Annotated in this window: 30 protein-coding genes; 18 read left to right on the top strand and 12 right to left on the bottom strand. The window is 68.2% G+C overall.

The window, feature by feature from the left end; genetic code table 11:
- Nucleotide 1: 1 nt before the first annotated feature.
- The 4 genes from ACY466_RS18305 to ACY466_RS18290 all read left to right on the top strand — a co-directional run bounded on the left by ACY466_RS18305 (nucleotide 2) and on the right by ACY466_RS18290 (nucleotide 3,794).
- Nucleotides 2–1,066 (top strand): MCE family protein, encoded by a 1,065-nt coding sequence (locus ACY466_RS18305; protein WP_463247451.1) that lies wholly within the window; start codon nucleotides 2–4, stop codon nucleotides 1,064–1,066.
- Entirely contained in the window at nucleotides 1,063–2,118 is a 1,056-nt protein-coding gene (locus ACY466_RS18300; protein WP_463247447.1) for an MCE family protein, read from the top strand. The genes ACY466_RS18305 and ACY466_RS18300 overlap by 4 nt, the downstream gene beginning before the upstream one ends.
- Complete coding sequence (locus ACY466_RS18295) at nucleotides 2,115–3,062, top strand: MlaD family protein (RefSeq protein WP_463247444.1); 948 nt, start codon at nucleotides 2,115–2,117, stop codon at nucleotides 3,060–3,062. Before ACY466_RS18300 ends, ACY466_RS18295 begins: the two co-directional genes overlap by 4 nt.
- A gap of 69 nt (nucleotides 3,063–3,131) precedes the next feature.
- Complete coding sequence (locus ACY466_RS18290; protein WP_463247441.1) at nucleotides 3,132–3,794, top strand: hypothetical protein; 663 nt, start codon at nucleotides 3,132–3,134, stop codon at nucleotides 3,792–3,794.
- Here ACY466_RS18290 and ACY466_RS18285 read toward each other — a convergent pair.
- Nucleotides 3,791–4,447: a class I SAM-dependent methyltransferase gene (locus tag ACY466_RS18285; protein WP_463247437.1), complete on the bottom strand. Its 657-nt coding sequence runs from the start codon at nucleotides 4,445–4,447 to the stop codon at nucleotides 3,791–3,793. The genes ACY466_RS18290 and ACY466_RS18285 overlap by 4 nt on opposite strands.
- Before the next feature lie 140 nt (nucleotides 4,448–4,587).
- On the opposite strand from ACY466_RS18285, the gene ACY466_RS18280 reads away from it, so the two are divergent.
- Both ACY466_RS18280 and ACY466_RS18275 read left to right on the top strand, forming a co-directional pair.
- Nucleotides 4,588–4,845, top strand: coding sequence for a hypothetical protein (locus ACY466_RS18280; protein WP_463247433.1), 258 nt, complete (start codon nucleotides 4,588–4,590; stop codon nucleotides 4,843–4,845).
- A gap of 157 nt (nucleotides 4,846–5,002) precedes the next feature.
- The gene (locus tag ACY466_RS18275; protein ID WP_463247430.1) at nucleotides 5,003–6,043 is read left to right on the top strand and encodes an NAD(P)-dependent alcohol dehydrogenase; all 1,041 of its coding nucleotides are present in this window, start codon (nucleotides 5,003–5,005) and stop codon (nucleotides 6,041–6,043) included.
- A 72-nt stretch (nucleotides 6,044–6,115) separates the two neighbouring features.
- Here the strand turns inward: ACY466_RS18275 and ACY466_RS18270 are convergent, their stop codons facing one another.
- From ACY466_RS18270 to ACY466_RS18260, 3 genes are read right to left on the bottom strand one after another with little or no spacing between them, the layout of a single operon-like run.
- Nucleotides 6,116–6,970 carry a PPK2 family polyphosphate kinase gene (locus tag ACY466_RS18270; protein ID WP_463252353.1) on the bottom strand — a complete coding sequence of 285 codons (855 nt, stop codon included), beginning with the start codon at nucleotides 6,968–6,970 and terminating at the stop codon, nucleotides 6,116–6,118.
- Nucleotides 6,971–7,014: 44 nt separating this feature from the next.
- Nucleotides 7,015–7,806 carry a SigB/SigF/SigG family RNA polymerase sigma factor gene (locus ACY466_RS18265; RefSeq protein ID WP_463247427.1) on the bottom strand — a complete coding sequence of 264 codons (792 nt, stop codon included), beginning with the start codon at nucleotides 7,804–7,806 and terminating at the stop codon, nucleotides 7,015–7,017.
- Nucleotides 7,803–8,231 carry an ATP-binding protein gene (locus tag ACY466_RS18260; RefSeq protein WP_463247423.1) on the bottom strand — a complete coding sequence of 143 codons (429 nt, stop codon included), beginning with the start codon at nucleotides 8,229–8,231 and terminating at the stop codon, nucleotides 7,803–7,805. Before ACY466_RS18260 ends, ACY466_RS18265 begins: the two co-directional genes overlap by 4 nt.
- A gap of 290 nt (nucleotides 8,232–8,521) precedes the next feature.
- On the opposite strand from ACY466_RS18260, the gene ACY466_RS18255 reads away from it, so the two are divergent.
- The 4 genes from ACY466_RS18255 (at nucleotide 8,522) to ACY466_RS18240 (ending at nucleotide 12,931) form a co-directional block, all read left to right on the top strand.
- Nucleotides 8,522–8,896 carry an STAS domain-containing protein gene (locus ACY466_RS18255; protein ID WP_463247420.1) on the top strand — a complete coding sequence of 125 codons (375 nt, stop codon included), beginning with the start codon at nucleotides 8,522–8,524 and terminating at the stop codon, nucleotides 8,894–8,896.
- A 117-nt stretch (nucleotides 8,897–9,013) separates the two neighbouring features.
- Nucleotides 9,014–10,042 carry a PHP domain-containing protein gene (locus ACY466_RS18250; protein ID WP_463247416.1) on the top strand — a complete coding sequence of 343 codons (1,029 nt, stop codon included), beginning with the start codon at nucleotides 9,014–9,016 and terminating at the stop codon, nucleotides 10,040–10,042.
- A 139-nt stretch (nucleotides 10,043–10,181) separates the two neighbouring features.
- The gene (locus ACY466_RS18245; RefSeq protein ID WP_463247413.1) at nucleotides 10,182–12,443 is read left to right on the top strand and encodes an EAL domain-containing protein; all 2,262 of its coding nucleotides are present in this window, start codon (nucleotides 10,182–10,184) and stop codon (nucleotides 12,441–12,443) included.
- Complete coding sequence (locus tag ACY466_RS18240; protein WP_463247410.1) at nucleotides 12,443–12,931, top strand: PPOX class F420-dependent oxidoreductase; 489 nt, start codon at nucleotides 12,443–12,445, stop codon at nucleotides 12,929–12,931. The genes ACY466_RS18245 and ACY466_RS18240 overlap by 1 nt, the downstream gene beginning before the upstream one ends.
- Before the next feature lie 13 nt (nucleotides 12,932–12,944).
- Here the strand turns inward: ACY466_RS18240 and ACY466_RS18235 are convergent, their stop codons facing one another.
- Nucleotides 12,945–13,505: a type 1 glutamine amidotransferase domain-containing protein gene (locus ACY466_RS18235; RefSeq protein ID WP_463247407.1), complete on the bottom strand. Its 561-nt coding sequence runs from the start codon at nucleotides 13,503–13,505 to the stop codon at nucleotides 12,945–12,947.
- 160 nt (nucleotides 13,506–13,665) lie between these two features.
- Here ACY466_RS18235 and ACY466_RS18230 point away from each other — a divergent pair, with 160 nt between their 5' ends.
- The gene (locus ACY466_RS18230) at nucleotides 13,666–13,923 is read left to right on the top strand and encodes a hypothetical protein (protein WP_463247405.1); all 258 of its coding nucleotides are present in this window, start codon (nucleotides 13,666–13,668) and stop codon (nucleotides 13,921–13,923) included.
- A gap of 7 nt (nucleotides 13,924–13,930) precedes the next feature.
- Here ACY466_RS18230 and ACY466_RS18225 read toward each other — a convergent pair whose 3' ends face one another.
- Nucleotides 13,931–14,818 carry a TetR/AcrR family transcriptional regulator gene (locus ACY466_RS18225; RefSeq protein WP_463247402.1) on the bottom strand — a complete coding sequence of 296 codons (888 nt, stop codon included), beginning with the start codon at nucleotides 14,816–14,818 and terminating at the stop codon, nucleotides 13,931–13,933.
- 241 nt (nucleotides 14,819–15,059) lie between these two features.
- On the opposite strand from ACY466_RS18225, the gene ACY466_RS18220 reads away from it, so the two are divergent.
- The 4 genes from ACY466_RS18220 to ACY466_RS18205 all read left to right on the top strand — a co-directional run bounded on the left by ACY466_RS18220 (nucleotide 15,060) and on the right by ACY466_RS18205 (nucleotide 18,093).
- The gene (locus ACY466_RS18220; RefSeq protein WP_463252352.1) at nucleotides 15,060–16,313 is read left to right on the top strand and encodes a DUF445 domain-containing protein; all 1,254 of its coding nucleotides are present in this window, start codon (nucleotides 15,060–15,062) and stop codon (nucleotides 16,311–16,313) included.
- Between the two features lie 95 nt (nucleotides 16,314–16,408).
- Nucleotides 16,409–16,873 (top strand): helix-turn-helix domain-containing protein, encoded by a 465-nt coding sequence (locus tag ACY466_RS18215; RefSeq protein ID WP_463247400.1) that lies wholly within the window; start codon nucleotides 16,409–16,411, stop codon nucleotides 16,871–16,873.
- Nucleotides 16,870–17,715, top strand: coding sequence for a heparin-binding hemagglutinin (locus tag ACY466_RS18210; RefSeq protein ID WP_463247397.1), 846 nt, complete (start codon nucleotides 16,870–16,872; stop codon nucleotides 17,713–17,715). The genes ACY466_RS18215 and ACY466_RS18210 overlap by 4 nt, the downstream gene beginning before the upstream one ends.
- An 84-nt stretch (nucleotides 17,716–17,799) precedes the next feature.
- Complete coding sequence (locus tag ACY466_RS18205) at nucleotides 17,800–18,093, top strand: DUF2516 family protein (protein ID WP_463247394.1); 294 nt, start codon at nucleotides 17,800–17,802, stop codon at nucleotides 18,091–18,093.
- A 12-nt stretch (nucleotides 18,094–18,105) separates the two neighbouring features.
- Here the strand turns inward: ACY466_RS18205 and ACY466_RS18200 are convergent, their stop codons facing one another.
- On the bottom strand, nucleotides 18,106–19,362 hold the full coding sequence (locus ACY466_RS18200) for an Nramp family divalent metal transporter (protein WP_463247391.1): 1,257 nt from the start codon (nucleotides 19,360–19,362) through the stop codon (nucleotides 18,106–18,108).
- 215 nt (nucleotides 19,363–19,577) lie between these two features.
- Here ACY466_RS18200 and ACY466_RS18195 point away from each other — a divergent pair, with 215 nt between their 5' ends.
- Nucleotides 19,578–20,588: an alpha/beta fold hydrolase gene (locus tag ACY466_RS18195; RefSeq protein ID WP_463252351.1), complete on the top strand. Its 1,011-nt coding sequence runs from the start codon at nucleotides 19,578–19,580 to the stop codon at nucleotides 20,586–20,588.
- 83 nt (nucleotides 20,589–20,671) lie between these two features.
- Nucleotides 20,672–21,277, top strand: a complete 606-nt coding sequence (locus tag ACY466_RS18190; protein WP_463247388.1) for a class I SAM-dependent methyltransferase — start codon at nucleotides 20,672–20,674, stop codon at nucleotides 21,275–21,277.
- 22 nt (nucleotides 21,278–21,299) lie between these two features.
- Here the strand turns inward: ACY466_RS18190 and purU are convergent, their stop codons facing one another.
- A complete protein-coding gene (purU, locus tag ACY466_RS18185; protein ID WP_463247385.1) occupies nucleotides 21,300–22,175 on the bottom strand; it encodes a formyltetrahydrofolate deformylase in 876 nt (291 codons plus the stop codon).
- 70 nt (nucleotides 22,176–22,245) lie between these two features.
- Between purU and deoC the strand changes: the two genes are divergently transcribed.
- On the top strand, nucleotides 22,246–22,929 hold the full coding sequence (gene deoC, locus ACY466_RS18180; protein WP_463247383.1) for a deoxyribose-phosphate aldolase: 684 nt from the start codon (nucleotides 22,246–22,248) through the stop codon (nucleotides 22,927–22,929).
- Nucleotides 22,930–22,945: 16 nt separating this feature from the next.
- Here the strand turns inward: deoC and ACY466_RS18175 are convergent, their stop codons facing one another.
- The 4 genes from ACY466_RS18175 to ACY466_RS18160 all read right to left on the bottom strand — a co-directional run bounded on the left by ACY466_RS18175 (nucleotide 22,946) and on the right by ACY466_RS18160 (nucleotide 25,702).
- On the bottom strand, nucleotides 22,946–23,704 hold the full coding sequence (locus ACY466_RS18175) for an LmeA family phospholipid-binding protein (protein ID WP_463247379.1): 759 nt from the start codon (nucleotides 23,702–23,704) through the stop codon (nucleotides 22,946–22,948).
- A 45-nt stretch (nucleotides 23,705–23,749) separates the two neighbouring features.
- Nucleotides 23,750–24,526, bottom strand: coding sequence for a class I SAM-dependent methyltransferase (locus ACY466_RS18170; RefSeq protein ID WP_463252350.1), 777 nt, complete (start codon nucleotides 24,524–24,526; stop codon nucleotides 23,750–23,752).
- Nucleotides 24,523–25,026 carry a DUF2505 domain-containing protein gene (locus tag ACY466_RS18165; RefSeq protein ID WP_463247376.1) on the bottom strand — a complete coding sequence of 168 codons (504 nt, stop codon included), beginning with the start codon at nucleotides 25,024–25,026 and terminating at the stop codon, nucleotides 24,523–24,525. The genes ACY466_RS18170 and ACY466_RS18165 overlap by 4 nt, the downstream gene beginning before the upstream one ends.
- Before the next feature lie 157 nt (nucleotides 25,027–25,183).
- Complete coding sequence (locus ACY466_RS18160; protein WP_463247373.1) at nucleotides 25,184–25,702, bottom strand: DUF2505 domain-containing protein; 519 nt, start codon at nucleotides 25,700–25,702, stop codon at nucleotides 25,184–25,186.
- Nucleotides 25,703–25,732 lie beyond the last annotated feature (30 nt).

Genomic DNA, 25,732 nt, shown 5'->3' with positions numbered 1-25,732 from the left:
CGTGTTCACCCGCAGTCGAGTAGTTCTCTCCACCGCGCTGGTGGTGGCGTTGGTGGGTGCCGGCACGGCGGCGTCGTCGGCCGTCGGGCTGATCGCCGAACCGTCGTCGGAGGTGTGCGCCGAACTCTCCGACGCCGTCGGGTTGTACGAGGGCAACAACGTCACCCTGCTCGGCATCGTCGTGGGTGAGGTCACCGACATCGAGACCCGAGGCGATCACGTCCGGGTGACCATGTCGGTGTCCGATTCGCTGACCCTCCCCGCGGACGTGGGCGCGGTGACGCTGTCCGACTCGATCGTCACCGACCGCAGGATCGAGCTGACCCGGCCCTACCGCGACGGCCCGACGTTCGATCGCGGGCAGTGCATCCCGCTCGAGCGCACCCGTACCCCGATCGGCATCAGCGAGACGCTCGAGGCGGTGAACAAGCTCGGGGCGGAACTGCTCGGGACGACGTCCACCACCGATCCGATCGACCCTCGCCCGCCGGAAGAACAGATCCTCGGCGACACCCTGCGGTCGCTGGACACCGCGCTCGACGGAAGCGGGGAACAGCTGGGAACCGCACTGACTCAGGTGTCCGCCCTGGTCGGCAACCCGGCGGACAAGGACACCCTCGTTCGCCGCATGATCGACAACCTGGACCTGCTGACGGTGACGCTGGTGGACCGCTGGCCGGACGTCCGCCTGCTGATCGAGAATCTGAAGCAGGGACTCGGCGCGGCGGGGGACTTCTCGGAGCGCTTCGCGCAGGCCATCGACCTCACGGTGGAGTTCCTGCCGATCCTCGAGCGCACGCTGCCCAAGGTCGCGCCCACGCTCTATCGGGTCCTCGACGTACTGGTGCCCATCGTGGCCATCGTCGTCCGCAAGGTCGGGGACATCGCGAGCATCCTCTCGCACGTTCCGCGGGCCGCCGAGCAGGTCGCGTCCGGGTACGACGCGGAGCTCGGGGCCGCACGCCTGACGTACATCCCGCCGTCCTTCGAGGTGGCCGGACCGGTGGGCGCGCCCGTGCCGGTGGACGTGGTGCAACTGGTGCTCGGTGCGGCAGGTCGTCCATGAGGCGCGGCACAGCCGCGGGATCACGGCGCGGCACAGCCGCGGTGACGGCTGCCGTGCTCGCGGTGTCGGTCTCCGGTTGTGGCGCCTCGCTCGTGGACCTGCCGGTGCCGGGAAGCTACGTATCGGGGCCGACCTACCACGTGGACATCCAGTTCTCGAGCGTGTTGAACCTGCCCGATCGCGCCAAGGTGGTGCTCGACGGTGTCGACGTGGGGCTGCTCGAATCGGTCGAGCTGAACGGGAACACCGCGCTGGCGCGGGTCGAGATCCAGGACGCGGTGACTCTGCCCGCGATGACCCGAGCCGAACTTCGGCAGGGCACGATCCTGGGCGAGATCTACGTCGCGTTGCAACCGCCGGCCGACGGTGAGTCCGGCGGCTCGCTGCAGGACGGGGACGTGATTCCGCTGGACCGGACGGTCCCCGCCGACAACGTCGAAGACGTTCTGCGCGGGTTGTCCGAGGTGGTCTCCGGCGGGCACATCGTGGACTTCCAGCGCTCGATCGATCGCTTCAACGCGGCGTTTCCGTCCGATCCGGCGACCGTGGACCTGATCAACGACAAGGCCCGCGAGGCGTTGAACGATCTCGCGACGAACTCCGAGGACCTCGACCGGATCATCGGTGCCGCCGAGGCCGTGACGGGTTCCTTCGCCGAGAAGACCGACACCCTGGACACCGTTCTGACCTCCGGTCCCGAGCGCGTGGGAGGTCTGGCCGACGCTCTGCTGGTGGTGGTCGACGCCCTCGTCGACCTCGGATACATGTCCCGCAACATCGGTGACCTGGTCAATCCCATCGAGGGGGACCTGAAGAGCGTGATCGCCACGCTGCAACCGATGATCCGAACGCTCGCCACGGCGGATATCGGTGCCCCGATGCTCGCCTCCCGGATGGACGCCCTGCTGCGCGAGCGGCTGGTGCCGTTCTTCGAGGCGAGTCCGAACATTCGCATCGCACGGGTCTCCGGCGACCCCGGGCCGGGCGGAACTCCGGTCGACCGGGCCGACGAGATGATCACGGTTCTTCGATCGATCGGATTCGTACGATGAAATCGTCCGTGCTGTCCCTGTCGGCGCTCGCCCTCGTGGCGGCGGTGGGTGTGGGGTACCTCGGCCTCGAGGTGCTCGACATCGATCCTCGGCGTGACCACACCGAGATCACGGTGCCGCTCGTGACATCCGGAGGGCTGACCGAGACGTCTCCGGTGACGTTGCGGGGGTCCGCGATCGGACGGGTCGACCACATAGACGTGTCCGGTTCGGGACTCCGCGTGGTGGTGAGAGTGGATGCGGCGCAACCCATCCCCGTCGACCTCGAGGTCAGAGTCGCCAACCTCTCCGCCGCCGGCGAGCAGTTCCTCGACTTCCGTCCCCGCACCGCCTCGGGCCCCTACCTGTCCGACGGCGACGTCGTCGATCCCGGCGACGTCGTGGTGGCGCCCAGTGTCAGCGACACCCTGGCCGTGGCCGACGCCCTGACCGCCGAACTCGACACCGACGCGATCGCGGGCATCGTCGACACCGTCGACACCGCGACGAACGGCCGCGAGGTGGATGTGGACAACATCGTCGAGGTGCTCCGGCTGCTGTCCCTGACCCTGCGGGACAAACGCGAGGAGATCACCCGCCTGTACCGGAATCTTCAGGTGCTCGGCGAGAACGCCTACGCGGACTCGCTCGGACCCCGGCTCGCCGATGCGGTTCCCGAGCTCGACGCGTCGGGGAACGCTCTCGAGCACCTCATCGGCTCGTACCAGGACTACTCGTACGTCGGCGAGACCGTGTGGGACGGAGAGCTGGCGCGGTTGGTGCCCAAGATCGACGAGTACCTGAGCCAGCTGTCCCCGGACCTGGCGTTCATCGCGACCGTGCTGCGACCGATCACGGCGCCGATCCGGCCGGTGAGGGTGGACGCGGGTGCTCTCGTCACGATGCTCGAGCAGGTGTTCCCGCCGGGCGGGCCCGCGCGGGTCGCCGTGACCGTCCCCGAATGACCGAACGACCGAATGACCGAACGACCGAACGACCGAACGACCGAACGACCGAACGACAGTAAGGCGACCATGACCACGGATCTCGAAGGCTCGGACAAGAACTCGACGTCCGGGGAGGCACACTCGTCGACGTCCGGGGAGGCACGCGCCGAGACGGGCGGGGCGGCGGGGACCCGACCGTTCGCGGTGACCCCCGCCGAGACGCCCGCGGCCGACGGCTCCGTGTCTCGATCGCGGCTCGTCGCGATCGTGGCCGTGGTCGTGGCTGTGATCGCGACCGTCGTCGCCGTCGTGGCCGGCGTCGCGTGGCGATCGGCCGACTCGGAGCTCGCGGCCGACCGCGCGGCGGCGGCGGATCGACAGACCGCCATCGACACGGCGACGGCGTACACCGAGCGGTCCCTGACCTACGACCACTCCGATCTGGGCGCATTCTTCTCGGGAGTGGAGGAGGGGACCACGGACGCTCTGCGGGAGCGCTTCGCCGGAGTGCAGGACGTGCTGACCCAGATCATGACGGAATCACAGGTGGTGGCCAGCGGAAACGTGAACGCGGCGACCGTGACCGCACAGGACGGCGACACCTACACCGTGTCGGTGTTCGCGACCCAGACGACGCAGAATCTCCAACAACCCGAACCCGGAGCCGTGCCCACCCTGCTGACCGTCACGGTCGAGCACGCGGGCGACGAGTGGTTGGTGGCGGACTACGGCGCCGACGCCGGACTCTAGAACTCGGTCCCCGGCGATGGTCGGCTCCCGGCGTCGCCCTTGCGGCCGCTGACGAACTGCGCGGATCCGTGGATGCGCTGCTCGACGGCCTCGAAGCCGGCCGCGGTCAGAGCGTCGGTGAACGTCTCGCGCTCGAACAGAGTCAGGCCCGCGTGCCGCGCGACCATCGCACTCACCGCACCCACCGGTCGCGGCCCCCGCTGGATGGAGGTCATGAGCGCCATCCGGCCACCGGGCGCGAGCACGCGGATCATCTCCTGCAGCACCCGCATCGGCTCGGGCACGAGGTACAGCGCGGCGTAGCAGCAGACGGCGTCGAACGTGGCGTCGTCGAAGGGAAGGGTGCGCGCATCGGCCCTCAGATATCCGACGCCGGGCGCGACGTTGCTTCGGACGGCCTGCTCGATCATGGGCGCGGACGCGTCGAGACCCACCGCGACGGCGTCGGCGGCCATCGCGCGGCGGAGGTACTTGGTGAAATTGCCCGGACCGCACGCGACGTCGAGGAGCGAGTGCGAGTCGTGGGTCAGGCCGAGATCGAGCACGGCGTCCGCCCGCTGCCGCTGCTGCGACGGTGCGGTGGGCCCCATCCACGATCGGAAGAGCGGTCGCCACGCGCGCTCGTAGATCGGGGCGAGGGCCGAGGAGGTCATGGCTCGTTGCGCAAGGCTCACCGGTGAGCTCCCGTCCGTCGACGCGTGGGGGTATCGGTTCCACGGTAGCGCGCCGACGACCGTTGCTACAGTGCCGGAAAGCGCCGCGATCAGGTCGGCGTCGAACTCGAGGGGACAGCATGAGCGTGGACGCACCGACCGTCATCGGCGTACTGATCGCGGCGACGGGAGCGGCTCACTTCGCGGCACCCGACGCGTTCACACCCGTCACCGAACGGGCCTTCTCGACGGACATTCAGCAGTGGACCTACCGCAACGGGGCCACGGAGCTCGCCGTCGGGACGGCGATCGCGGTGCCCGCCACCCGTAAGCTCGGCTACCTCGCGTTGGCGGGGTACGTGGGATTCCTCGGCTATCGGGTCGCCACCAAGGGCTGATTCAGTGGCCGGCCTCGACGGGCTCACCGAGTGCGGACGAGCCGTCGGGGTCACTCGCACCGACCGGTCGGTGCGCGGTGTCCGAATCGCGCCGTTCGGTAGTGACGAAGACGGCAACTGGTTTACACGTCAATCATTCGTGGGTAGACATGTAAGCATGTCCACTGCAACTGCTTACATCGCCACTGCCCCCGACGCTCCGCTGGAGAAGACCACGATCGAGCGTCGTGAATTGGGCCCCAAAGATGTCCTGATCGACATCAAGTACGCCGGAATCTGCCACTCCGACATCCACACCGCGCGCAACGAGTGGGGTGGCACCACGTACCCCGTGGTCCCCGGACACGAGATCGCCGGCATCGTCGCCGAGGTCGGATCCGACGTCACCACCCGCAAGGTCGGTGACCGGGTCGGCGTCGGCTGCTTCGTCGACTCCTGCGGCACCTGTGACGCGTGCCAGGACGGCGACGAGCAGTACTGCACCAAGGGTGTCGTGCAGACCTACAACTCGAAGACCTACGAGGGCGAGTTCACCCACGGCGGCTACTCCACGCAGGTCGTCGTGACCGAGGGCTTCGTGCTCGGCATCCCGGAGGGCGTCGAACTCGACGTCGCCGCGCCTTTGCTGTGCGCCGGCATCACCCTGTACTCCCCGCTCAAGCACTGGGGTGCCGGACCCGGCAAGAAGGTCGCCATCGTCGGCATGGGCGGCCTCGGCCACATCGGCGTCAAGATCGCCCACGCCCTGGGTGCGCACGTCACCGTGCTCAGCCAGACCACCAGCAAGGAAGAAGACGGCAAGCGTCTCGGTGCGGACGAATACCACGCCACCAAGGACACCACCGCGCTCAAGGACCTGCAGGGACAGTTCGACCTGATCCTCAACACGGTCTCCGCGAACCTGCCGATGGGCAAGTACCTCGGCCTGCTGGCACGCAACGGCACGCTCGTCGAGCTCGGTGTGCCGGAGAAGCCCCTCGAGGTCCCCGCCTTCAACCTGCTCGCGAACCGTCGTTCGTTCGCCGGTTCCATGGTCGGCGGCATCGCCGAGACCCAGGAAATGCTCGACTTCTGCGCCGAGCACCACATCGGCGCCGAGATCGAGGTCATCCCGGCCGACAAGATCAACGAGGCCTACGACCGCGTCGTGAAGTCGGACGTGCGTTACCGCTTCGTCATCGACGCCGCGACGTTCTGATTCACTACCCCCACTCGGGGTAGGCACCTGAAAACGGCGCGATCGGCCTCGGCCGGTCGCGCCGTTCTCGCGTCAGCTGTCCATGAGGCGCCGACGCTCCTCCTCGACATCGAAATCGGCTGTGGGCCACTGCAGATCGAATCGGTGGAGGGCCTCGATCAGAAGTTCGGTGATCGCCACCCGGCTGTACCACTTGCGATCGCACGGAACCACGTGCCACGGGGCGTGCTCGGTGCTCGTCTTGTCGAGCACTGCTTGGTACGCGTCCATGTACTCGCTCCACCAGGCCCGTTCCGACACGTCCGACGGGTCGTACTTCCAGTACTTGTCCGGCCGACGCAGACGGCGTGCGAGCCTCTCGCGCTGCTCGTCCTTCGACAACGCCAGAGCGACTTTCACCAGTACGGTGCCGGAGTCGGTGACGCGCTTCTCGAACTCGTTGATCTCGTCGTAGCGCGCGCCCCAGATGTCGGGTGCCACCATGTCGTGCACCCGCACGATCAGTACGTCCTCGTAGTGCGAGCGATCGAAGACGCCGATCTGCCCGGCTTTCGGCAGCGCTTTCTCGATGCGCCACAGGAACGGATGCGACCGTTCCTCCTCGGTGGGGGCGGCGAACGACGTGTGATCGACGCCCTGCGGTTCCACCTGTCCCAGAACGTGTTTGACCACACCGCCCTTGCCCGAGGTGTCCATCCCCTGCAGGACCAGCAGCACGGAACGGTGGTCACCGGCGCGACCGTTCGCGTACAGCTTCTCCTGGAGCTCACGCAGATCCTCCCCGCGCGTCGAGAGCCAGGCCTTGCCGTCCGACTTCGACCCCGAGAACCCGGGCTTGCCGTAGGTGTCGACGTCCGCGAACGGAGTCGCCGGATCGGCGCGCAGGATTTCGAACGGATCGCCGGACCAGCCGGTCTTCGAGGACATCATGCACGGACTCTACGGCGGCGACTGCGTCCCGGGGGAGCGCTCTAGTGCAGTTCCTGGCGGAGCTGCGCGAGCGTACGGGCGAGCAGCCGCGAGACGTGCATCTGCGAGATGCCCATCTTCTCGGCGATCTGAGTCTGCGTCATGTTGCCGAAGAACCTCAGCAACAACACATTTCGTTCCCGTTCGGGGAGCTTGGCGAGCAACGGACGGAGCGCCTCGTGATTCTCGACGTTCTCCATCTCCTTGTCGTAGTCCCCGAGGGTGTCGGCCAACGAGAGCCCCTCGGAATCACTGCCGCCGGAGGCGCTGTCCACGGACAGTGTCTGATACGCGTTTCCCGCCGTCAGCCCCATCGCCACCTCCTCGCGATCGAGGTCGAGGTACTCCGCGAGTTCACTGACCGTCGGCGAGCGGCCCTGGGTCTGCGACAGATCCCCCACGGCGCGCGAGAGCTGCAGGTGCAGTTCCTTCATGCGACGAGGTACCCGCACGGCCCAGCCGGCGTCGCGGAAGTGGCGTCGTACCTCGCCCATGATGGTGGGAACGGCGAACGAGACGAAGTCCGATCCGCGCTCGACGTCGAACCGATCGACCGCGTTGACCAGACCGACGCGTGCCACCTGCACCAGGTCGTCGTGTGCCTCGCCGCGACCGTCGAAGCGGCGGGCGATGTGTTCGGCCAGCGGAAGGCACCGGGTGACCAGTTCGTCGCGCAGTTTCCGCCGCATGGGATCGCCCTCGGGGAGGGCCTTGATTCGGGAGAAGCGCTCGGCGACGTCCGCGTACTCGTCGGCCGAACGCCGGGGCTTGCTCTTGCGCTCCGGTGACGTCACGCGTCCCAGCCGTGCTTGCGCTTCGTGAATTCGATCGTGGTGGAGACCGTTCCGTCCTCGTCCGTCTGCGAGGTGGAGACAGAATCGGTGAGTGCGTTCAGCACGTGCCACCCGAATCCGCTGGCGTCGAGATCGGCGCCGGGTTCGGTGGTGGTGGACACCGACACCCGGAACTCGTCGCCGGTGGTCAGGAACGTGCAGACCAGGCGTGCCCCCGCGGTGGCGCGCACGATCAACCTGCTGCAGGACTCGTCGATGGCGAGCCGGATGTCGGCGATGCTGTCGAGATCGAAGTCCTCCTGCGCAGCGAGCGTGGCGGCGACCGCGCGAGTGACGGTGAGCTGGCCGGCGTGTGCGCTGACGCCGAGTTCGATGGTGGCGTCGGCTCCGTCTTCGTTCGGCTCCGCCGTGATGGCCCGTGTCATGACATCTCCCAGATCGTTGGTGCGATCGGGGATGCGCAACCCCGATTCAGCGAAGGCTACCCGCATCCACCTCGGCGGAAACGTCGTCGTGTCACAGTTCGTTCGAACGCATGAGTGATCGGCGCTTGAGTACCGGCCCTCGGTAGCGTAGGTTCGGTGACAGGTTGAGTCAGCAGCCGACGCCAGAAGCTTCGTCGATAGTTGCTCGTTTCCCTCTCGTGCATGCCCACTCCGTGCGGCCGGGGCAACCTTTCTTCTGCTTCTCCTGCTAGATCGGCATTAGGAGAACCATGTCTGTTCCCACCATCACTTCCTCTTCTTCCACCACCGCATCGCGCGTCGAGATGGCCGGCGGATCGATCGACATCGATCACTCGGCATCGTCGACCACGTTCAGCGTCACCGGCAGCGTGGACCTGGCCAACTCGGCCACGTTCGGCGAGGTCGTCGGCGGCGACCATCGCAAGGTCGGACGCGTCGTTCTCGATCTCACGAATGTCGACTTCTTCGGCACCGCAGCGCTTTCCGTGCTCGCGGGGCTGGACGACGACTGCAGTCGCGACTCCGTCGAACTGGTTCTGGTGACCAGCGACGCCGTCACCCGCGTGATGAAGGCGGCTCGCTGGGCGCCCAGTGCGCCGAGCGCCGAGACCGTCACCCGGTAACCACCGGACAGGCTTTTCTGCCCACCTGCCCCTGACGCCGAACACCCGGTGTCAGGGGCAGTGTCGCGTCCGGAGCCCTCCGGTCACCGCGCGACCACGAGGTTTACCATCCGTGTCATGGAAGCTGTGTCGTCCCTGCGCGAGGTCGCCTACTGGCTCGAGCGGTCCCGCGCCGACACCCGGCGGGTGACGGCTTTTCGCAACGCAGCTGCGGCGCTCGACGAACTCGGTCCCGACGCGGTGGCCGAGTTGGCTCGCACGAACACCTGGACCACCGTGCGCGGAATCGGACCCAAGACGGCCGGTGTCGCGGCGGCCGCGGCTTCCGGTGAGGTGCCGATGTACCTCGAACAGCTGCGGGCCGACGCCGAGGAGATCGGCGCCGGCGGTGCCGCCCTCCGTGCGGCGCTTCGCGGCGACCTGCACACCCACTCGGAGTGGTCGGACGGTGGCAGTTCCATCGAGGAGATGGCGCGCACCGCACGCTCGCTCGGCCACGAGTACTGGGTGTTGACCGACCATTCACCCCGCCTGACGGTGGCCAACGGCCTGTCCGCGGAACGGTTACGTCGGCAGCTCGAGGTTCTCGACGAGCTGCGAGAGATCTTCGCCGGCGAGGTCGGTGGGCAGCCGATGCGCATTCTGTCCGGCATCGAGGTGGACATCCTCGACGACGGCGGGCTGGACCAGGAGGAGAGCCTGCTCGCCGAGCTCGACGTGGTGGTCGCCAGCGTCCACTCCCACCTGCGGGCCGACTCGGCGACGATGACCGCCCGGATGATCGCCGCCGTGAGCAACCCGCACGTCGACGTGTTGGGACACTGCACCGGACGGCTGGTGGAAGGCGCCCGCGGTACCCGGCCGGAGTCCACGTTCGATGCGCACGCCGTGTTCGAGGCCTGCCGCGATCACGGAACCGCCGTCGAGATCAACAGCCGTCCCGAACGGCAGGACCCTCCGGAACGGTTGATGGAACTGGCCCTCGAGCTCGGGTGTGTCTTCGCGATCGACACCGATGCCCATGCGCCGGGACAGCTGGACTGGCAGGGATACGGCTGCGAACGGGCCACGGCCGTGGGGATTCCGACCGAACGCATCGTCAACACGTGGAGTGTGGACGAGTTGCTCGAGTGGACCCGGCGGTGAGGGCGCCGCGACGCACGACCGCAACGGATTCCATCCGGTGGCGCACCGCCGATCGTGAAACCCGGTAATGGTCTCGCATCGATGGCAGGCTGTGGGTGAAGCCGATCACGACGGTGGCCGAACAGGGGAGGGTGCGGCAGTGGAGCGAGGTCCCGCGACCATCCGGGTCACCGCATCCCTGGATGCGGTCGCTGCAGCCGCGGCGGCCTCGTCGGACGGCGTGGTCCTCTTCGACGACGAATCGCTGGTCCTCTACGCGAACGCCGCGGCACGCGCGATCTTCGGACTGGAGCGGGACGATCGTCCGCACGGCCGCCGGTTGGTGGCCGACAGCGACGTCGACGCGATCGACGCCGCGGCGTCGTCGCTGAAGGACGTCGGGTACTGGTCCGGCCGCACCACCGTCCGCAACCTGCGAACGGGAGAGGGCACGATCGTCGCGTTGTCGATCTGGCTGCTCGACACCGTACCGCAGGCCGACGGCACCCCCGGTTCCACGGCGGCGCTGTCGGTGCTGCGCGGAACGTCCCAGGATCGCCCCACCGAATTCGAACTGGCCGACGCGTTGGAGGATCTGCGCACCCGGGCGATCGAGCAGCGCATGATCGCCGGGTTGAATCGCACCGCGCTGACCGGACGTTTCGACGATCTGACGACGGCCGCGTTGCGGGCGATCTCCACCGTCGTCGAGGCTCGGCACGCCGTGATCTTTCGACCACCGACGCCGGGCAGCGGCCTGCGGCTCGTCGCCGCACTGGATCCCGAACCGTTCGGTGACCTCGTGCTGCCGCCGGGGCCGACCACGTTCGCGGGGTACGCGCTGGAGCGTGGTGAGGTGGTCTCGTGCCCCGACGCGCGAACCGAGACCCGTTTCGACAACTCGTCGATGGTGAGCTTCGGTCTGCTGGGCGGGGTCGCGGTCCCCATCACGGGCGGCACCGAGGACATCTGGGGTGTGCTGGTGGTCTACGACCTCGCACCGCGGACGTTCTCGCCCGACGAGGTGTCGTTCCTCGTCACGGTCGCGGAGGTGTTGGCGTCCGCCGTGCGCCGGACCGAACTCGAACGCGAGCTGCGCTACCGAAGCCTGCACGATCCCCTGACCCACTTGGCCAACCGCACCTTGGCCTATCGCCGAATCGACGACGCGCTGACGCGCTCGCGCGACGACGGCAGCATGACCGCGGTGATGCTCGTCGATCTCCACGACTTCCGGGCGATCAACGACAGTTTCGGGCACACCGCCGGCGACGCCGTCCTCGGTGCGGTGGCGCCGATGTTGACGCGAGCCGTGCGCTCCGAGGACACCGTCGCACGGTTCGGCGGCGACGAGTTCCTGGTGGTCTGCCCCGACCTGCGCAACAGCTTCGACGCCACCGTCCTCGCGCAGAACGTGGCCGCCGCGTTCCGTCGGCCGCTGGCGGTGGGCGAACATTCGACGAGTGTGTCGGTGTGCGTGGGTATTTCGGTGGGGTACGGCGAATACACGGCGGCAGAGATGGTGCGCCAGGCCGACATCGCCATCAGTGGAGCCAAGAAGGACGGTCCCGGCAGCATCGAGGTGTACGACCGGGTGCAGGGCGGAGAAGCCATGCGCCGCTTGACCATCGCCACGGAGCTGCGGGTCGCGATCGAGAACGGGTCGCTCTCCCTGGTCTACCAGCCGATCGTCGACACCACCGATCGACGCGTGGTCGCGGTCGAGGCGCTCGCGCGATGGACGAGCCCCACCCTGGGCCCCGTCGGGCCCGGCGAGTTCGTTCCCGCCGCGGAGCGGGCGGGCCTGATCGTTCCGCTCGGTACCTGGGCGCTGCGCCGGGCCTGCGAGGACGCCGTGCGATGGCAGCACGATCGTCCGATCGAGTTGCGCGTCAACGTGAGTCCGCTGCAACTGCGTCGACGCGGCTTCGTCTCCGACGTCGCCCGCATCCTGTCCGAGACGGGTCTCCCGGCCACCCGGTTGGGGATCGAGATCACCGAATCCGTGTGGCTCGAGGACACTCCCACCGTGCGGGAGAATCTCGACGTGCTCCACAGGTCGGGAGTCAAGGTGCTGCTCGACGACTTCGGGGTGGGGCACAGTTCGCTCGGATACCTCACGCGGTTCCCCATTCTCGACGCGGTGAAGATCGATCGATCGTTCGTCTCGGAGCTGCCGCGTGAGCAGTCCGAGGCGGTGATCGCCGCGGTGGTCGCCCTGTCCACCGCGTTCGATCTCGAGGTCGTCGGGGAAGGCGTGGAAACCGAGGAGCAACTGCAGAGCCTGCATCGCTGCGGATGCAGGCTGGTCCAGGGGTTCCTCCTGGCCCGGCCCATGCCGGCCGCCGACGTCGAGCGCATCGTCGCGTCCGGTGGAGTACTCGGCGCAGCGGAGTCGGCCGCACCGATTACGCTCGAGTGATGGCACCGAAGTACGCAACCGCCGACCGAGTGGACCTGACCACGCTGCAGGACTTCGTCCGCGATCGTCACCACGCAACGCTGGTGACCACCCGCCGTTCCGGAGGACTGCAGATCTCACCGGTCACGTGTGGACTCGACGATCACGGTCGCATCGTGATCTCCACCTACCCGCAGCGCGCCAAGACGGTCAACATCCGACGGGAGTCCGCGGTCACGCTCTGCGTGCACTCGGACGACTGGAACGGCCCGTACGTGCAGATCGACGGCACCGCCGAGGTCATCGATCTACCCGATTCGGTCGAGCCCCTGGTCGACTACTACCGGGCCATCGCCGGTGAGCACCCGAACTGGGACGAGTACCGCCAGGCCATGACGGATCAGGGCAAGTCGCTGATCCGGATCGCCATCGACACCTGGGGGCCCATCGCGACGGGCGGATTTCCTCCGCCCGCCGCATCCGACGACCCCGCCGCATCCGACGACTGAGTCGCCGGTTCGATCACGACTTTCCGACGGCCTCCACCAGGGCGGTGCAGAAGGCGGGGAGATCGTCGGGGTTGCGGCTCGAGATGAGGCTGCCGTCGATCACGACCTCCTCGTCGACCACGGTGCCGCCCGCGTTGCGGATGTCGGTCCGCACGCTGGGGTACGAGGTCAACGTGCGACCGCGCACCACGTCCGCTTCGATCAGCGTCCAGGGTCCGTGACAGATCACGGCCACCGGCTTGCCCGACTCGACGAACGCGCGGACGAACGCCACTGCGGTGGCGTCGGTGCGCAGCGTGTCCGGGTTGGTCGTGCCGCCGGGTAGCACCAAGGCGTCGTACCGATCGACGGTCGCGTCGGACACCACCTGACCCACCTCGAACGTATCGCGCGGATCGGTGTCGCCTTCGTAGGCCTGGATGCTTCCCTCGGCCAGGGACACCAGCACCGTCGTGGCCCCCGCGCGCTCGAGCGCGTCCCGTGGATCGGTCAGCTCGACCTGCTCCACACCGTCGGTGGCGAGCAGGGCGACCGTGCGGCCGGCGAGGGATCGCGCAGCTTCTGTCGACGTCATCGAGATTTTCCTTTCGTAGCGGACCCCGGTCGGCTACCCGGCCCGTCCGATACGGAAACGGTGGGTTGACCCGTTCCCTTACGGGGTAAGGGAACGGGAGACGCGCTCGGCTATGGCCGCGTACGTCGATCGTTGTCCCAGAAGTAGCGAGAGGATCGTCGTGACCACACAGTTCGCCGGTGGCCCCGGCGGAGGCGAGCCCGCCGCCGCAACCGAGGACGAGGTCGCACCCGTGGTGTGCCTGTTCGAGCACGCGGCGGCCGGAATCGCCCTGGTCCTCGGTCTGGGCGTGGCGATGACGCTGTTCGTCGCCGCCGCCCTGGAGTCGTACGCGCTCGGCGCGCTGGTCGGAGTCCTGGTTCTCGGAGTGGCCGGAATGGCCGTCGTCCTGGTTCCGCTGGACCGACGCGGCCGCTGACCCGTCCCTACTTCTCGTCGACCGTGTTCTCGTCGACCGTGTTCTCGTCGACCAGGGGATGATCGACCGAGTTGAACTTCTCCGGTGACCCACCCGCGTCCGCGACGCCGTGGATTCCGCCCCACACCATCATCGTCAGGTAGTCGATCAGGTCCGTCGCGCTCATGGACTTGTTCGAGATCCACCAGTGCGTGGCCAACTGCACGCTGCCCACGATCCCGTAGGCCCACGGCAGCGAGCCACCGAAGTCCATCTCCAGACGGCGCAGTCGCTCGGCGAGCACGGCAGCCAGCAGTTCGGCGATCATCCGCTCGGACTCGGCGACCACGTCGCGGTTGGGCCCGGAACTACTGGACATGACGTACAGGTACACCTCGGGATCGGCGGCGACCGTCTCGACGTACGCCGTCACCACCTGACGAGTGAGGTTGTACTCGTCCAGCTGCGCCCCGATGGCCTCGTAGATGCGTGGGGCGAGGGTCGTCTCGACGTAGCGCTCGAGCGTCGCGTTGGTGAGATCGTTCTTGTCGTTGAAGTAGCGGTAGAGCACGGTCTTCGAGATGCCGATCTCGTTGGCGATCTCGTCCATGCCGATCTCGCGGCCTCGTTCCCGGATGGCTGCCAACGTGCCGTCGACCAGCTCCTCGCGTCGCGCGATCTTGTGTTCGCGCCAGCGTCGTTTGCGGCCGTCGGGCTTGTCGGCTCGCTCGTCGGTGGCCTTGGCGGCCCGAGACTTCCGTGGCTTCTTGGGTGTGTCGGCGTCCGCGTCGGTGGTCGCGGTGACGACGTCGGCGTCCGGTGCCGATGCGTCGGATGTCGGCGCAGCCGCGGAGGTCGTGGTGACGGCAGGTCCCACGCCGTTCCCCGCCGGGTTCGCTGCAGCATTTCTCGCCACTGGTTCAGTACTCCATCCGATCGCGACCGCGTTCGTATCGCGGTGCAGGGCGACGCGGTGCTCGGTGGCACCGCCGGGGTGGTGCCACCTCGGTTCGAGTGGCACCGGGTTCGGTGACGCGCTTCGTCGCGCGAAGACGGTGTTCTCGCGCGGACCTGGAACCAGTCTATCCCCGCGGCCGGTCCCGGTACCTGGAGGTTGAACCCGACGTCTGCCGGGCACAATGACCTCTGTGCACCTGATGAATGCGGACGACGACGTCAAACGGCGTGATCTCCGGAAGATGAAGACCCTGGCGACCGGGTTCCTGTTGTTCGCCGCAGCGGTGTTCGTGATCGCCCGATGGCAGGAGTCCGAGGGCGCCGGGGCCTGGGTGGGGTACGTCCGGGCGTCGGCCGAGGCCGGCATGATCGGCGCCTTCGCGGACTGGTTCGCGGTCACCGCGCTGTTCCGTCATCCCCTGCGCATCCCCATTCCGCACACCGCGATCATCAAGCGCAAGAAGGACCAGCTCGGTGCATCGCTGGGCAGCTTCGTGGGCCAGAACTTCCTCGCCGTGGAGGTGGTGAGTTCGAAGGTCGAGTCCGCTGAGGTGCCGCTGCGCCTGGGGACGTGGCTGGCGGACAAGGCGCACGCGGACCGCGTCGCGGAAGAGACGGCGACGGTCCTGCGGGGCGTGCTGGACGTTCTCGACGACGAGGACATCCAGCAGGTCATCGACAACACCATCGTGCGCCGCCTCGGTGATCCGCAGTGGGGCCCGCCGATCGGCCGGGTCCTGGCGTCGTTGCTGGAGGAGAACCGGCAGAAGCCGCTCGTGGACCTGCTGGCGCTGCGGGCGCACGAGTGGGCGCAGAACTCCCTGCCGACCATCGACCGGATCGTCTCGCGCGATTCACCGACCTGGTCGCCCAAGTTCGTCGACGTGCTGCTCGGGGAGCGCATCCACCGCGAGCTCGTGGAGTTCACGTGGAAGGTGCGCTCGAACCCGCAGCACGAACTGCGGCTCGCGGCGGACACGTTCCTGGTGGACTTCGCGCACGATCTGCAGAACGATCCGGACACCATCGCGAAGGCCGAGTCGATCAAGGCCGAGGTCATGGGCCGCGAGGAGGTCACCGGTCTGGCCGCGGCGACCTGGAAGGTGGCCAAGCGCCTCATCGTCGAATCGGTCGACGACCCCAACAGCACGCTGCGCGCGAAGATCAGCGAGAACGTCCAGCGGTTCGGCGAGCGGCTGCGGGACGACGCCGCGATCCGCAGCAAGGCCGACGGGTGGTTGCTCGCCGGTGTGACGTACATCGTGGAGAACTACACGGACGAGATCACCACGGTCATCACGGACACGGTGCACCGTTGGGACGCCGAGGAGGCGAGCAAGAAGATCGAGCTGCAGGTGGGGCGTGATCTGCAGTTCATCCGCATCAACGGCACCGTCGTCGGCGCCCTCGTGGGGCTCGTCATCTACACCCTGTCGGAGCTGGTCTTCGGGTAGCGCGAAACGGGTGCTAGCAAAGTGCTTGCAATAGCAAGCACACGTCGTTATCCTCGTTATCGAGGCACGAACGACGGACGTCAGGAGTGAATCGCATGAACACCGACGACAGCGACGAACCGGACACCACGGTGGTATCCGCGGCCGGGGACATCGCAGCTCGCGTCGTCAGCACGGCGACTTCGGACATCGGGAGTTTCATTCGCGCACAACGCGAAACAGCTCAGGTGTCGCTGCGCCAGCTCGCTCTGACGGCCGGAGTGAGCAATCCGTATCTCAGCCAGATCGAGCGCGGATTGCGCAAGCCGTCTGCCGAAGTACTGAGTCAGATCGCCAAGGGTCTTCGCGTGTCCTCGGAGGTCCTGTACGTGCGCGCCGGGTTGCTCGAGGAGCGGCCGCACAGTCCCATCGCCGACGCGGTCCTCGCCGACGACGCCATCACGGAACGTCAGAAGCAGGTTCTGCTCGAGATCTACTACTCGTTCCGCAGCGAGAACGAGACCCTCACCCGCGCCGACGCCGTAACCCAGTCATCCGAAACGAAAGCAGGGAAAGAATGAACGACCCCAAGTTCGAGACCGTCAAGACCCCGATCTACGCCGCAGTGGGCGCCGGCGACGCCGTCGTGCAGGCCGTGGCCGACGTCGTGGCCCAGGTGCGCTCCCGGGCGGAGAACACCGGATCCGACGTGAACGATCGCATCGAGACCGCCCGCGCCCGCGTCGCCGATCTGCAGGAGGACGTGACCGAGTCCGTCGAGTCGCTCCGCGAGCGCCTCACCGCGCTTCCGGCCGAGCTGCCCGACGAGATCAACGAGCTCCGCGAGCGTTTCACGCCGGAGGAGCTGCGCAAGGTCGCCGAGGCCTACCTCAAGGTCGCATCCGACCTCTACACCGCGCTCGCCGAGCGCGGCGAGGAGACCGTCGAGCGCATCCGCAAGAACCCGACCGTCGACGAGGGCCTCGAGCGGGCGAACGCCGCGGCCAACGACGCCATCGATCTCACCGAGGACACCCTCGGGGCCGTCGCGTCGCAGACCCGCGCCGTCGGTGAGCGCGCCGCCGCCCTCGCCGGGAACGCGTCCGGGAAGGTTCAGGAGGGCGCCGAGAAGGTGTCCGACAAGGTCTCGGAGAGCGCGGACGAGTTGAGCGAGGAGCTCGACGAGGCCGGCGAGAAGGCCAAGAAGGCCGGCGAGGAGGCCTCGAACAAGGTGTCCGGCGCCGCGGGAACCGTCGAGGGCAAGACCCGCAACAACGCGGACTCGCCGATCAAGAAGGCCCCGACGAAGTCGACCCCGGCGGCCAAGAGCACGCCCGCCAAGTCGACCCCGGCCAAGTCCGCCCAGGCACCGGCCAAGAAGACCCCGGCCAAGAAGGCTCCGGCCAAGAAGAGCACCAGCTAGTAGCGCTTCTCGGACCGACCGTCCGGGTTCGTCGAACGACCCCGCACCGACAGGTGCGGGGTCGTTTTCGTCTAGAATGTGGGTATGGAAACCGCCTTCACCGCGACGAGCCTGATCTCCAACCTGCTTCGGCTCATCGCCCTGGTGGGCGTCGGCTACGCCTTGTTCCATGCCATTCGCCAGCGTCCCGACGCGTTCACCGCCGTGGACAAGCTGAACAAGCCGGGCTGGGTCGCCATTCTCGCGATCGCCCTGATGATCCTGCTGGTGTTCCCGGTGATCGGCATCGTCGGCATCATCGCTGTCGTCGCCGTGTGCGTGTACCTCGTGGACGTGCGCCCCAAGGTCGACGACGTTCAGCGCGGCCCCCGGTACTGACTTTTCGCTCCGTCAGTCGGAACCCGTTGCGGTGAGCCACAGCAGAGCAATGTTCAGAGCCACGATGAGTGACGTCGTGAGCACCGCGAGTCCGATCGTGATGCGGGAGTTGACCCGAGCGCCCATCACCGCCGACGACGAGGTCAGGATGACCAGAGGGATCAGCGCGAACGGAATGAACAGGCTCAGTACCACCTGACTCAGGACCAGCGCCATCGTCGGGTCGAATCCCATCGCGAGGACGACGAGCGCGGGAATCAGCGTCGCGACGCGTCGGATCTGTACGGGAATGCGCTTGCGCAGCAAGCCCTTCATGACTTCCGCCCCGGCCGCGTTGCCCACGGCCGTGGACGCGAGGCCCGAGGCGAGCAGGCCCACGGCGAAGATGCCGGCCACGACCGGACCGAGATTGCTCTCGATGGCGGCGTGCGCTCCGTCGATGGTGTCGGTCCCGTCCTGGCCGCGGAATGCGGCGGCGGCGAGCAGCAGCATGCCGATGTTGACCCCGCCCGCGACGATCAACGCGAACGTCACATCCCATTTCGTGGCTCGCAGCAATCGATCGAGCTTCGAGCCGTCCTTCTCGACGCCGTGCCGATCTCGGGCCAGCGCCGAGTGGAGATAGATCACGTGCGGCATGACCGTCGCGCCCAGCATGCTCGCCGCGATGAGGACCGATCCCGATCCGTCGAATCCCGGCACCAGCCCCCCGGCTACGGACCCCGCGGAGACGTCGGTGAAGAACAGGCCGGTGAGGAAACCCACGGTGATGATCGCGAGCATTCCCACGACGACGAACTCGAAGGTGCGCTGACCGCGTCGGGACTGAATCGACAGGATGCCCATCGAGACGACCCCGGTGATCACCCCGCCCCACACCAGGGGGATGCCGAACAGCAGATTGAGGGCGATCGCACCGCCGATGACCTCGGCGATGTCCGTGGCGATGGCCACCGCCTCGGCCTGGCCCCAGAACAACCGTCGTCGGGTGGTCCCCAGTCGCTCCCCGATGAGCTCGGACAGTGAGCGTCCGGACACCAGGCCGAGCTTCGCCGAGAGGTACTGGATGAGGACGGCCATCGAGCTGGCGACCACCAGAACCCACACCAGCAGGTATCCGTACTGAGCGCCCGCGGTGAGGTTGGCCGCGACGTTCCCGGGATCGACGTAGGCGATGGCGGCGACGAAGGCCGGTCCCAGCAGGGTGAACAGACGAACGCCGGACACCGGTTTCCCGACAGGGAGCCGTGTGACGAGGGGGTCGGTCATGCCCGTGAGTGTAGGCCACCCGGCGCATCGATGTTCGCCCGGCCGTATCGCGAAGTTCGGGTGGCCGTACTCGATCCGTAGACAGGCGGGTAAGCTTCGCGGGTGGGTGTGTCGAGGACCTCTCGGTGCCGACGCCTATGGTCTTACCCGTGAGTAGGGTGCGTGCGAAGAAGGTCAGGATCGGGCCGCTGACGCTCGACCGACGCTGGGCGACGATCCTGATCGGATCCGCCGCCGTGACGTCCGTCGCGGCCGCGGTCGCCGGAATCGCCGGGACCACCGCGGTGGTGAGGTACCGGAATCGACCCCTACCGATCGTCGATTCCGACGAATTCCTCCACCTGCCGGACCTCGAACCGCGCGTGCGATCGGTGGTCACCGCCGACGGTGCGACGCTGCACGTACGCGAGTACGGCGATCCCGACGCCGATCCCATCGTGCTCAGTCACGGCTGGACCTGCTCGGCGGACTTCTGGTCGCCGCAGGTCAACCACCTCGCCGGGGCGTACCGGGTGGTGGTCTACGACCAGCGCGGACACGGCTCGAGCGATGTGGGTACCCGCGCGCTCGGCCCCGACGTCCTGGGCGACGACCTCGCCGACGTCCTCGCCGCCACCGTCACCGCGGACCGCAAGGCCGTCCTGGCCGGGCACAGCATGGGCGGCATGTCGGTCATGTCGTGGGCCGGCAGCCACCCCGGGCAGGTCCGCGACTACGTCAAGGCGATCCTGTTGGCGAACACCGCGAGCGACTCGCTGGTGCGGGAGACGACGGTGATCCCGCTACCGCCGGGCTTCCCTCGCGTTCCCACCCGTGTCGCCACGACCATTCTCGGCTCCCCGCTGCCCATTCCGGTCACCCCGCTGTCCGCGCACGCGGTGCGCTACGTGGCGCTCGGTCGCGATGCCACGAAGGCGGAGGTCGAGTTCTGCGAGAAGATCGTCCGTGAGTGCAATCCGCGCACCCGCGGGATCTGGGGGACCGCGCTCAGCACGCTGGACATCCGCGAGGCTCTCGAGAACATCGACGTCCCCACCACCGTGCTCGTCGGCAGCGCGGATCGGCTCACGCCCCCGGTGCAGGCGCGAGCGCTCGCGTTGGCGCTGGGCCGCGCGGGAGTTCTCGACCGGCTCGTCGAACTGCCCGGCGTCGGCCACATGAGCTCGGTCGAAGCCCTCGACGCGTTCGACGCCGAACTCGTTCGAATGGCCGAACTGGCCTCGTAGGCGGCGCGGTCCTCCTCGTCCGCGCGCCGGGACCGCTACGTTGGGGGAGTCCGAATTGTCGTTCTCCCGCGAAGGTGTGTGGCGTGACTTCCGAGAAACCGAACGACACGGCCGACGACGCCTACTTCGAGCGTCTCCGCGAACTGCAGGGTGCCCGCTGGAAGCGCGTCCTGCGTGTCCAGGCCCCGTACCAGTGGAACATTCGACGCCACCTCGCCGGCCGACGCGTTCTCGACGTCGGCTGCGGCATCGGGCGCAACCTGCGGAACCTGCCGCCCGGCAGCGTCGGGGTCGACCACAACGTCGCCGCGGTGGAGTTCTGCCGGTCGCAGGGCATGACGGCCTACACCGCGGAGGAATTCCACGCCCTCGGTGACACCGCGTTCGACGGCATGCTCATGGCGCACCTGCTCGAGCATCTCCCGCCCGGCATGGAGGGCGACATCGTCGCCGAATACCTGCCCTACCTCCAGCCACGGTCCACCGTGATGATCGTGTGTCCGCAGGAGGTCGGGTTCCGCAGCGACCCCACGCACACCAGCTGGCTCGACGCCGCCGATCTGGTGCGGATCGCGTCCGACGCCGGCCTCGAGCGGGTCACCGCGGCGTCGTTCCCGTTCCCGCGCCCGGTGGGAAAGGTGTTCGTCTACAACGAGACCGTCGTGGTGGGGAGCACTCCGGCCAGTTGAACACCGGCTAGTCGAACACCGGCTAGTTGAACACCACGGTCTTGCGGCCGTGCACCAACACCCGGTCCTCGAGCTGCCACCGCAACCCGCGACTGAGCACCAGCTTCTCGATGTCTCGGCCCTGCCGCACCATGTCCGCCACCGCGTCCGCGTGATCGACGCGAATGACGTCCTGCTCGATGATCGGTCCCGCGTCGAGCTCGGGGGTGACGAAGTGGCACGTCGCGCCGATCAGCTTCACCCCGCGGGCGAACGCCTGGTGGTACGGCCGCGCCCCCACGAACGACGGCAGGAAGCTGTGGTGGATGTTCAGGGCGCGCCCGGCCCAGTGACGGCACAGATCCTCGGGCAGCACCTGCATGAACCGCGCCAGCACCACGGTGTCCGGGCGGTACCCGTCGACCACCTCCCGCAGGGCGTCGAACGACGGTCCCCGCTCGGCGGGATCCTTGGGGAAGGGCACGTGGTGGAACGGGGTTCCGTGTGCCTCGGTGACCGCCGCGAGATCGGGATGGTTGCCCACGACGGCCTCGATGGTGGCCGGGAGTTCGCCGCCCGCCGCCCGGCCGAGGAGATCGTGGAGGCAGTGCGCCTCCTTGCTGACCAGGATCACCACACGCTTGCGTTCGCCCGAATCATGCACGGCCCATTCGGTGTCCGGGCCGATCTCGGCGGCGACGGCCGCGAACTTCTCGCGGAGTTCGTCCGCTCCCACGGTGAGCGACGATGCGGCGACGGCCTGGCGGGTGAAGAACCAGCCGCTGTCGGCGTCCGCGTGGTACGCGGCCTCGACGATGGAACCCCCGAGCTCGGCGAGGAACGTCGAGATGCGGGCGACGATGCCCGTGCGGTCGGGGCACCCCAGGGTGAGGACGAAGCGGCGGTCGGGCGTGGTCATGAGAAGTATTGTCTCAGCCGCGTTCCGGCGGTCGTACCGGCGTCGGTGCGGCCGTGAGAAGCTGACCGGTATGTCTGACGTCAACGGATCCCCGAGCCGCGCGAGCGTCGCTCGCATGGTCGACCACACTCTGCTCAAGCCCGAGGCGACGGCCGCCGACGTGCGCGCCCTTGTGGCCGAGGCCACCGACCTCGGCGTGCTCGCGGTGTGCGTGTCCCCGTCGATGATCCCGCTGAGCGGTGCGGGAGACCTCCTCGTGGCCGTCGTGGCGGGTTTCCCGTCCGGCAAGCACCATTCGCTGATCAAGGCGTCGGAGGCGCGGATGGCCGTGCAGCAGGGGGCGCACGAGGTGGACATGGTGATCGACGTCGGAGCGGCCGCCGCGGGGGACTACAACGCGGTGCTCGCCGACATCGTCACGGTCCGCGAGGCGATGGGGGCCGACGCGACGCTCAAGGTCATCATCGAATCCGCCGCGCTGCTCGCGTCGCCGGAGGGGGAGACCGCGGTGGTCGAGTGCTGTCGCGCCGCCGAGCGCGCCGGCGCCGACTTCGTCAAGACCTCCACCGGTTTCCACCCGGCCGGCGGGGCGTCGGTGAAGGCCGTGCGGTTGATGGCCGACACCGTGGGCGGCCGGTTGGGCGTCAAGGCGTCGGGCGGGATCCGCACGGCCGACGCGGCCCGCGCGATGATCGACGCGGGCGCGACCAGGCTGGGCCTGTCCGGTACCCGCGCCGTGCTCGACGGCTTCTGACCTCGGAACGGGCGGCTCAGCAGCTGATCGGCTGCTGAGCGTCCGCCTGACCGGGCTGGGCGGCGGGGATGACGTACTCCCCGCCCGCGAGGGACATCTCGATGCCCGTGTCGGTCACCTCGAGCGACTGCGGGGTCATGCCCAGCGGGTACGCCTGCAGGCTGTCGGTGAGGATCGACACGACGCTGTCCACGAGGTCCGTGGGGAGCCCGAGGCCCAGGATCGACGCGTTCACGGTCTCGACGGCCACGGTGTCGCCCTGCACCAGCGGCTGCACCGAGAGCTGTGCGAGGCCGCCGACGATGTCGAAGTTCAGCGTGCCCGCAGCCGGGTCGCTGGTGACGGTGGAGACGACGCCGCCGATGCCCTGGCTCTGCAAGGTGGCCAGGATGCCCTCGGTCGACCAGGTCAGGTCGGCGGACGAGCTGCCGATCGTCCCGCCGGAGGTCTCCGTCGCGTCCAGGTCCACGTCGTTGATCGTCGCCTGGACCTGGAGGTCCTGTGCCGGCCCGAACGAGGTGTCGGCGCTCTCGATGTCCACGGACGAGAAGTTGTTCGTCGCCAGCGACAGCAGGACCGGCTGCAGTCCGAGGCCCACGTCGATCTGGGAGCCGAGTTCGCTCTCGAACTGCGCCTGGAGGCAGTTCTCCACGCGGTTGCGGGCGTAGAACTCGGCGACCACGAGACCCGCGACGAGCACGATCACCAGAATTCCGGCGATCAGCGGAACGCGGGATCGGCGGCGGGGTGCGGTGCGGTAGGTCATGGACGCCATTGTTCACGACCACTCTGAAGCAACTCTGTGAACCCCGATATCCGCCTACGCGGGAGCGACGGTGGACCAGGCGAGGTGCAGCACGTTGTCGCGTCGTCGGCGTCGCGGCGGTTCGACCGCGAAACCCCGGCCGGCCAGCGACGTCACCGCCGCGCGCCAGCGGACACGTGGACCGAACGGGGCCAGCGGAGCGGCCAGATCCCACGCCCGATCGGCGGCGACGAGCACGTCGTGGATGCGTTCTCCGGGCACGTTGCGGTGGATGAGCGCCTTCGGCAGTCGCGGCGCGATGTCGGACGGGCGCGCGAGGGCGAACGGATCCCAGGCGAGCGTCAGCGAGAGCGGACCCTCCGCCGCCACGGTCACCCACGTGGCGTGCCGTCCGAGTTCGTCGCACGTGCCGTCGATCAGCAGGCCGCCCGGCGCCAACCGCGACGTGATGCGATCCCACGCACCCGGGACCGCGTCCTCCGGGTACTGCCGCAGCACGTTGAACGCCCGGACCAGGTGAGGCCGCAGACCGGCGAGCTCGAAGCCGCCGCGGCGGAACGAGACGCCGTCCTGATCGGGAACCACCCGGGCGGGGTCGATCTCGAGACCCACGACCGCGACGTCGGGCCGAACGGTGCGGAGGCGGGCGGCCAACTCCAGCGTCGTGACCGGGCTCGCGCCGTACCCCAGATCGACCACCAGGGGAGCGTCGGCGGTGCGCAGGATCGTGCGGATCCGCGGGTCCCGCACCAGGCGCCGATCGCTGCGCCGCAATCGGTTGATGTTGGTGGTGCCGCGGGTGATGACGCCGTCGGGCGTGGTGCGGTTCAGCTGTTCTTCGCCAACCAGTCGTGGGTGACCTGACCCTCGCCGCTCCACAGATCGCGGAGGTTGACGAGCATGAGCTGCTCGAGCTTGCCGCCGACGAACGGCAGGTACACCTTGGCCTCGGACGAGGTACGCAGCGTGCTGCCGGTCTCGGTGGTGGTGAGCGCCATGACGCCGGTGAGGCTGCCGGGGCCGGCGGGGATCGACGCGTCGTACGTGCCCTCGGTCGCCTCACCGAACGGCCCGTAGTGGATGTTGCGCGTGATGACCATGTCCTTCTTCATCACGGTCTGCGCGATGTCCGGGAGCTGGTTGCGCGCGATCACGTGGTGCATGGTGACGTCGATGCCGGTGTCCGACACCTCGAACTTCTTCAGCTCGTTCTCCGAGTACTTGCGCAGCTCCACGATGATCGCGTCCCAGTAGTCCCGGGTGGTCAGGGCCCGGTAGACCTGCTCGGTCGAGTACGGGAGGCGAGCTGAGTAGTTCATTCGGCGGGCCATGACGCGTGAGGTTACCGGGGAGTCACCCGGGGTCGGAAATCGCTGTGCCGGTGGCGTGCGGCGGCGATCCGCACACGGTGCTGCCCGCCGCACCGGCTGCAGCATGCTGGAGGGGGTGTGCGGTGGCGGCAACCGGTGCGGATCGGGGGTGCGGGCCTTAGAGGTGGTCGGGCGCCCAGGTGGTGGTGAACTCCTGCTCGGCGTCGATCAGCGCGACGATGTGCTCGATCACGGCGGCCTCGATCTTGCCGCCGAACAGCGGCACCTTGACCTCGGCCGCGCCGTCCGCCGTCACCGAGGACGCCGAACCCTTCGCGGTGAGCGTGAGGGTGCCGTTGATGGTCGCGGGTGCTCCCTCGACCTGCGCGTCGAACCGTCCGGTCGCGCCCTGCGCGTCGAGCGAGCCCCACGACTCGACGCGCCGGATCACCAGATCGCCCGAGCGGATCGCGGTGAGCGCGCTCGGAAGGAGTTCCTCCGCGATGGCCTGGGTCATGGTGACCGACACGGTGCGGGTCTCGGGGGTGTCGCCGGAGATCGTGACGTCGTCGAGCGTGGCCTTCGGTCCACCGATGGCGTCGAGCCGGTCCTGCCAGTACCGCTCGGTGGTGAGCGCTTCGTGGACCTTCGCCGCCGTCAGTGTCGACGGGACCGTGTGTTCGAACCTGCGTGGCATTGCTCGAGATTAGCCTGCCGCTCGGAACGG

Source organism: Rhodococcus sp. K11/5, assembly GCF_055193735.1.
The sequence above is the reverse complement of the archived record's forward strand: the minus strand, read 5'-3'. Positions and strand labels throughout refer to the sequence as shown.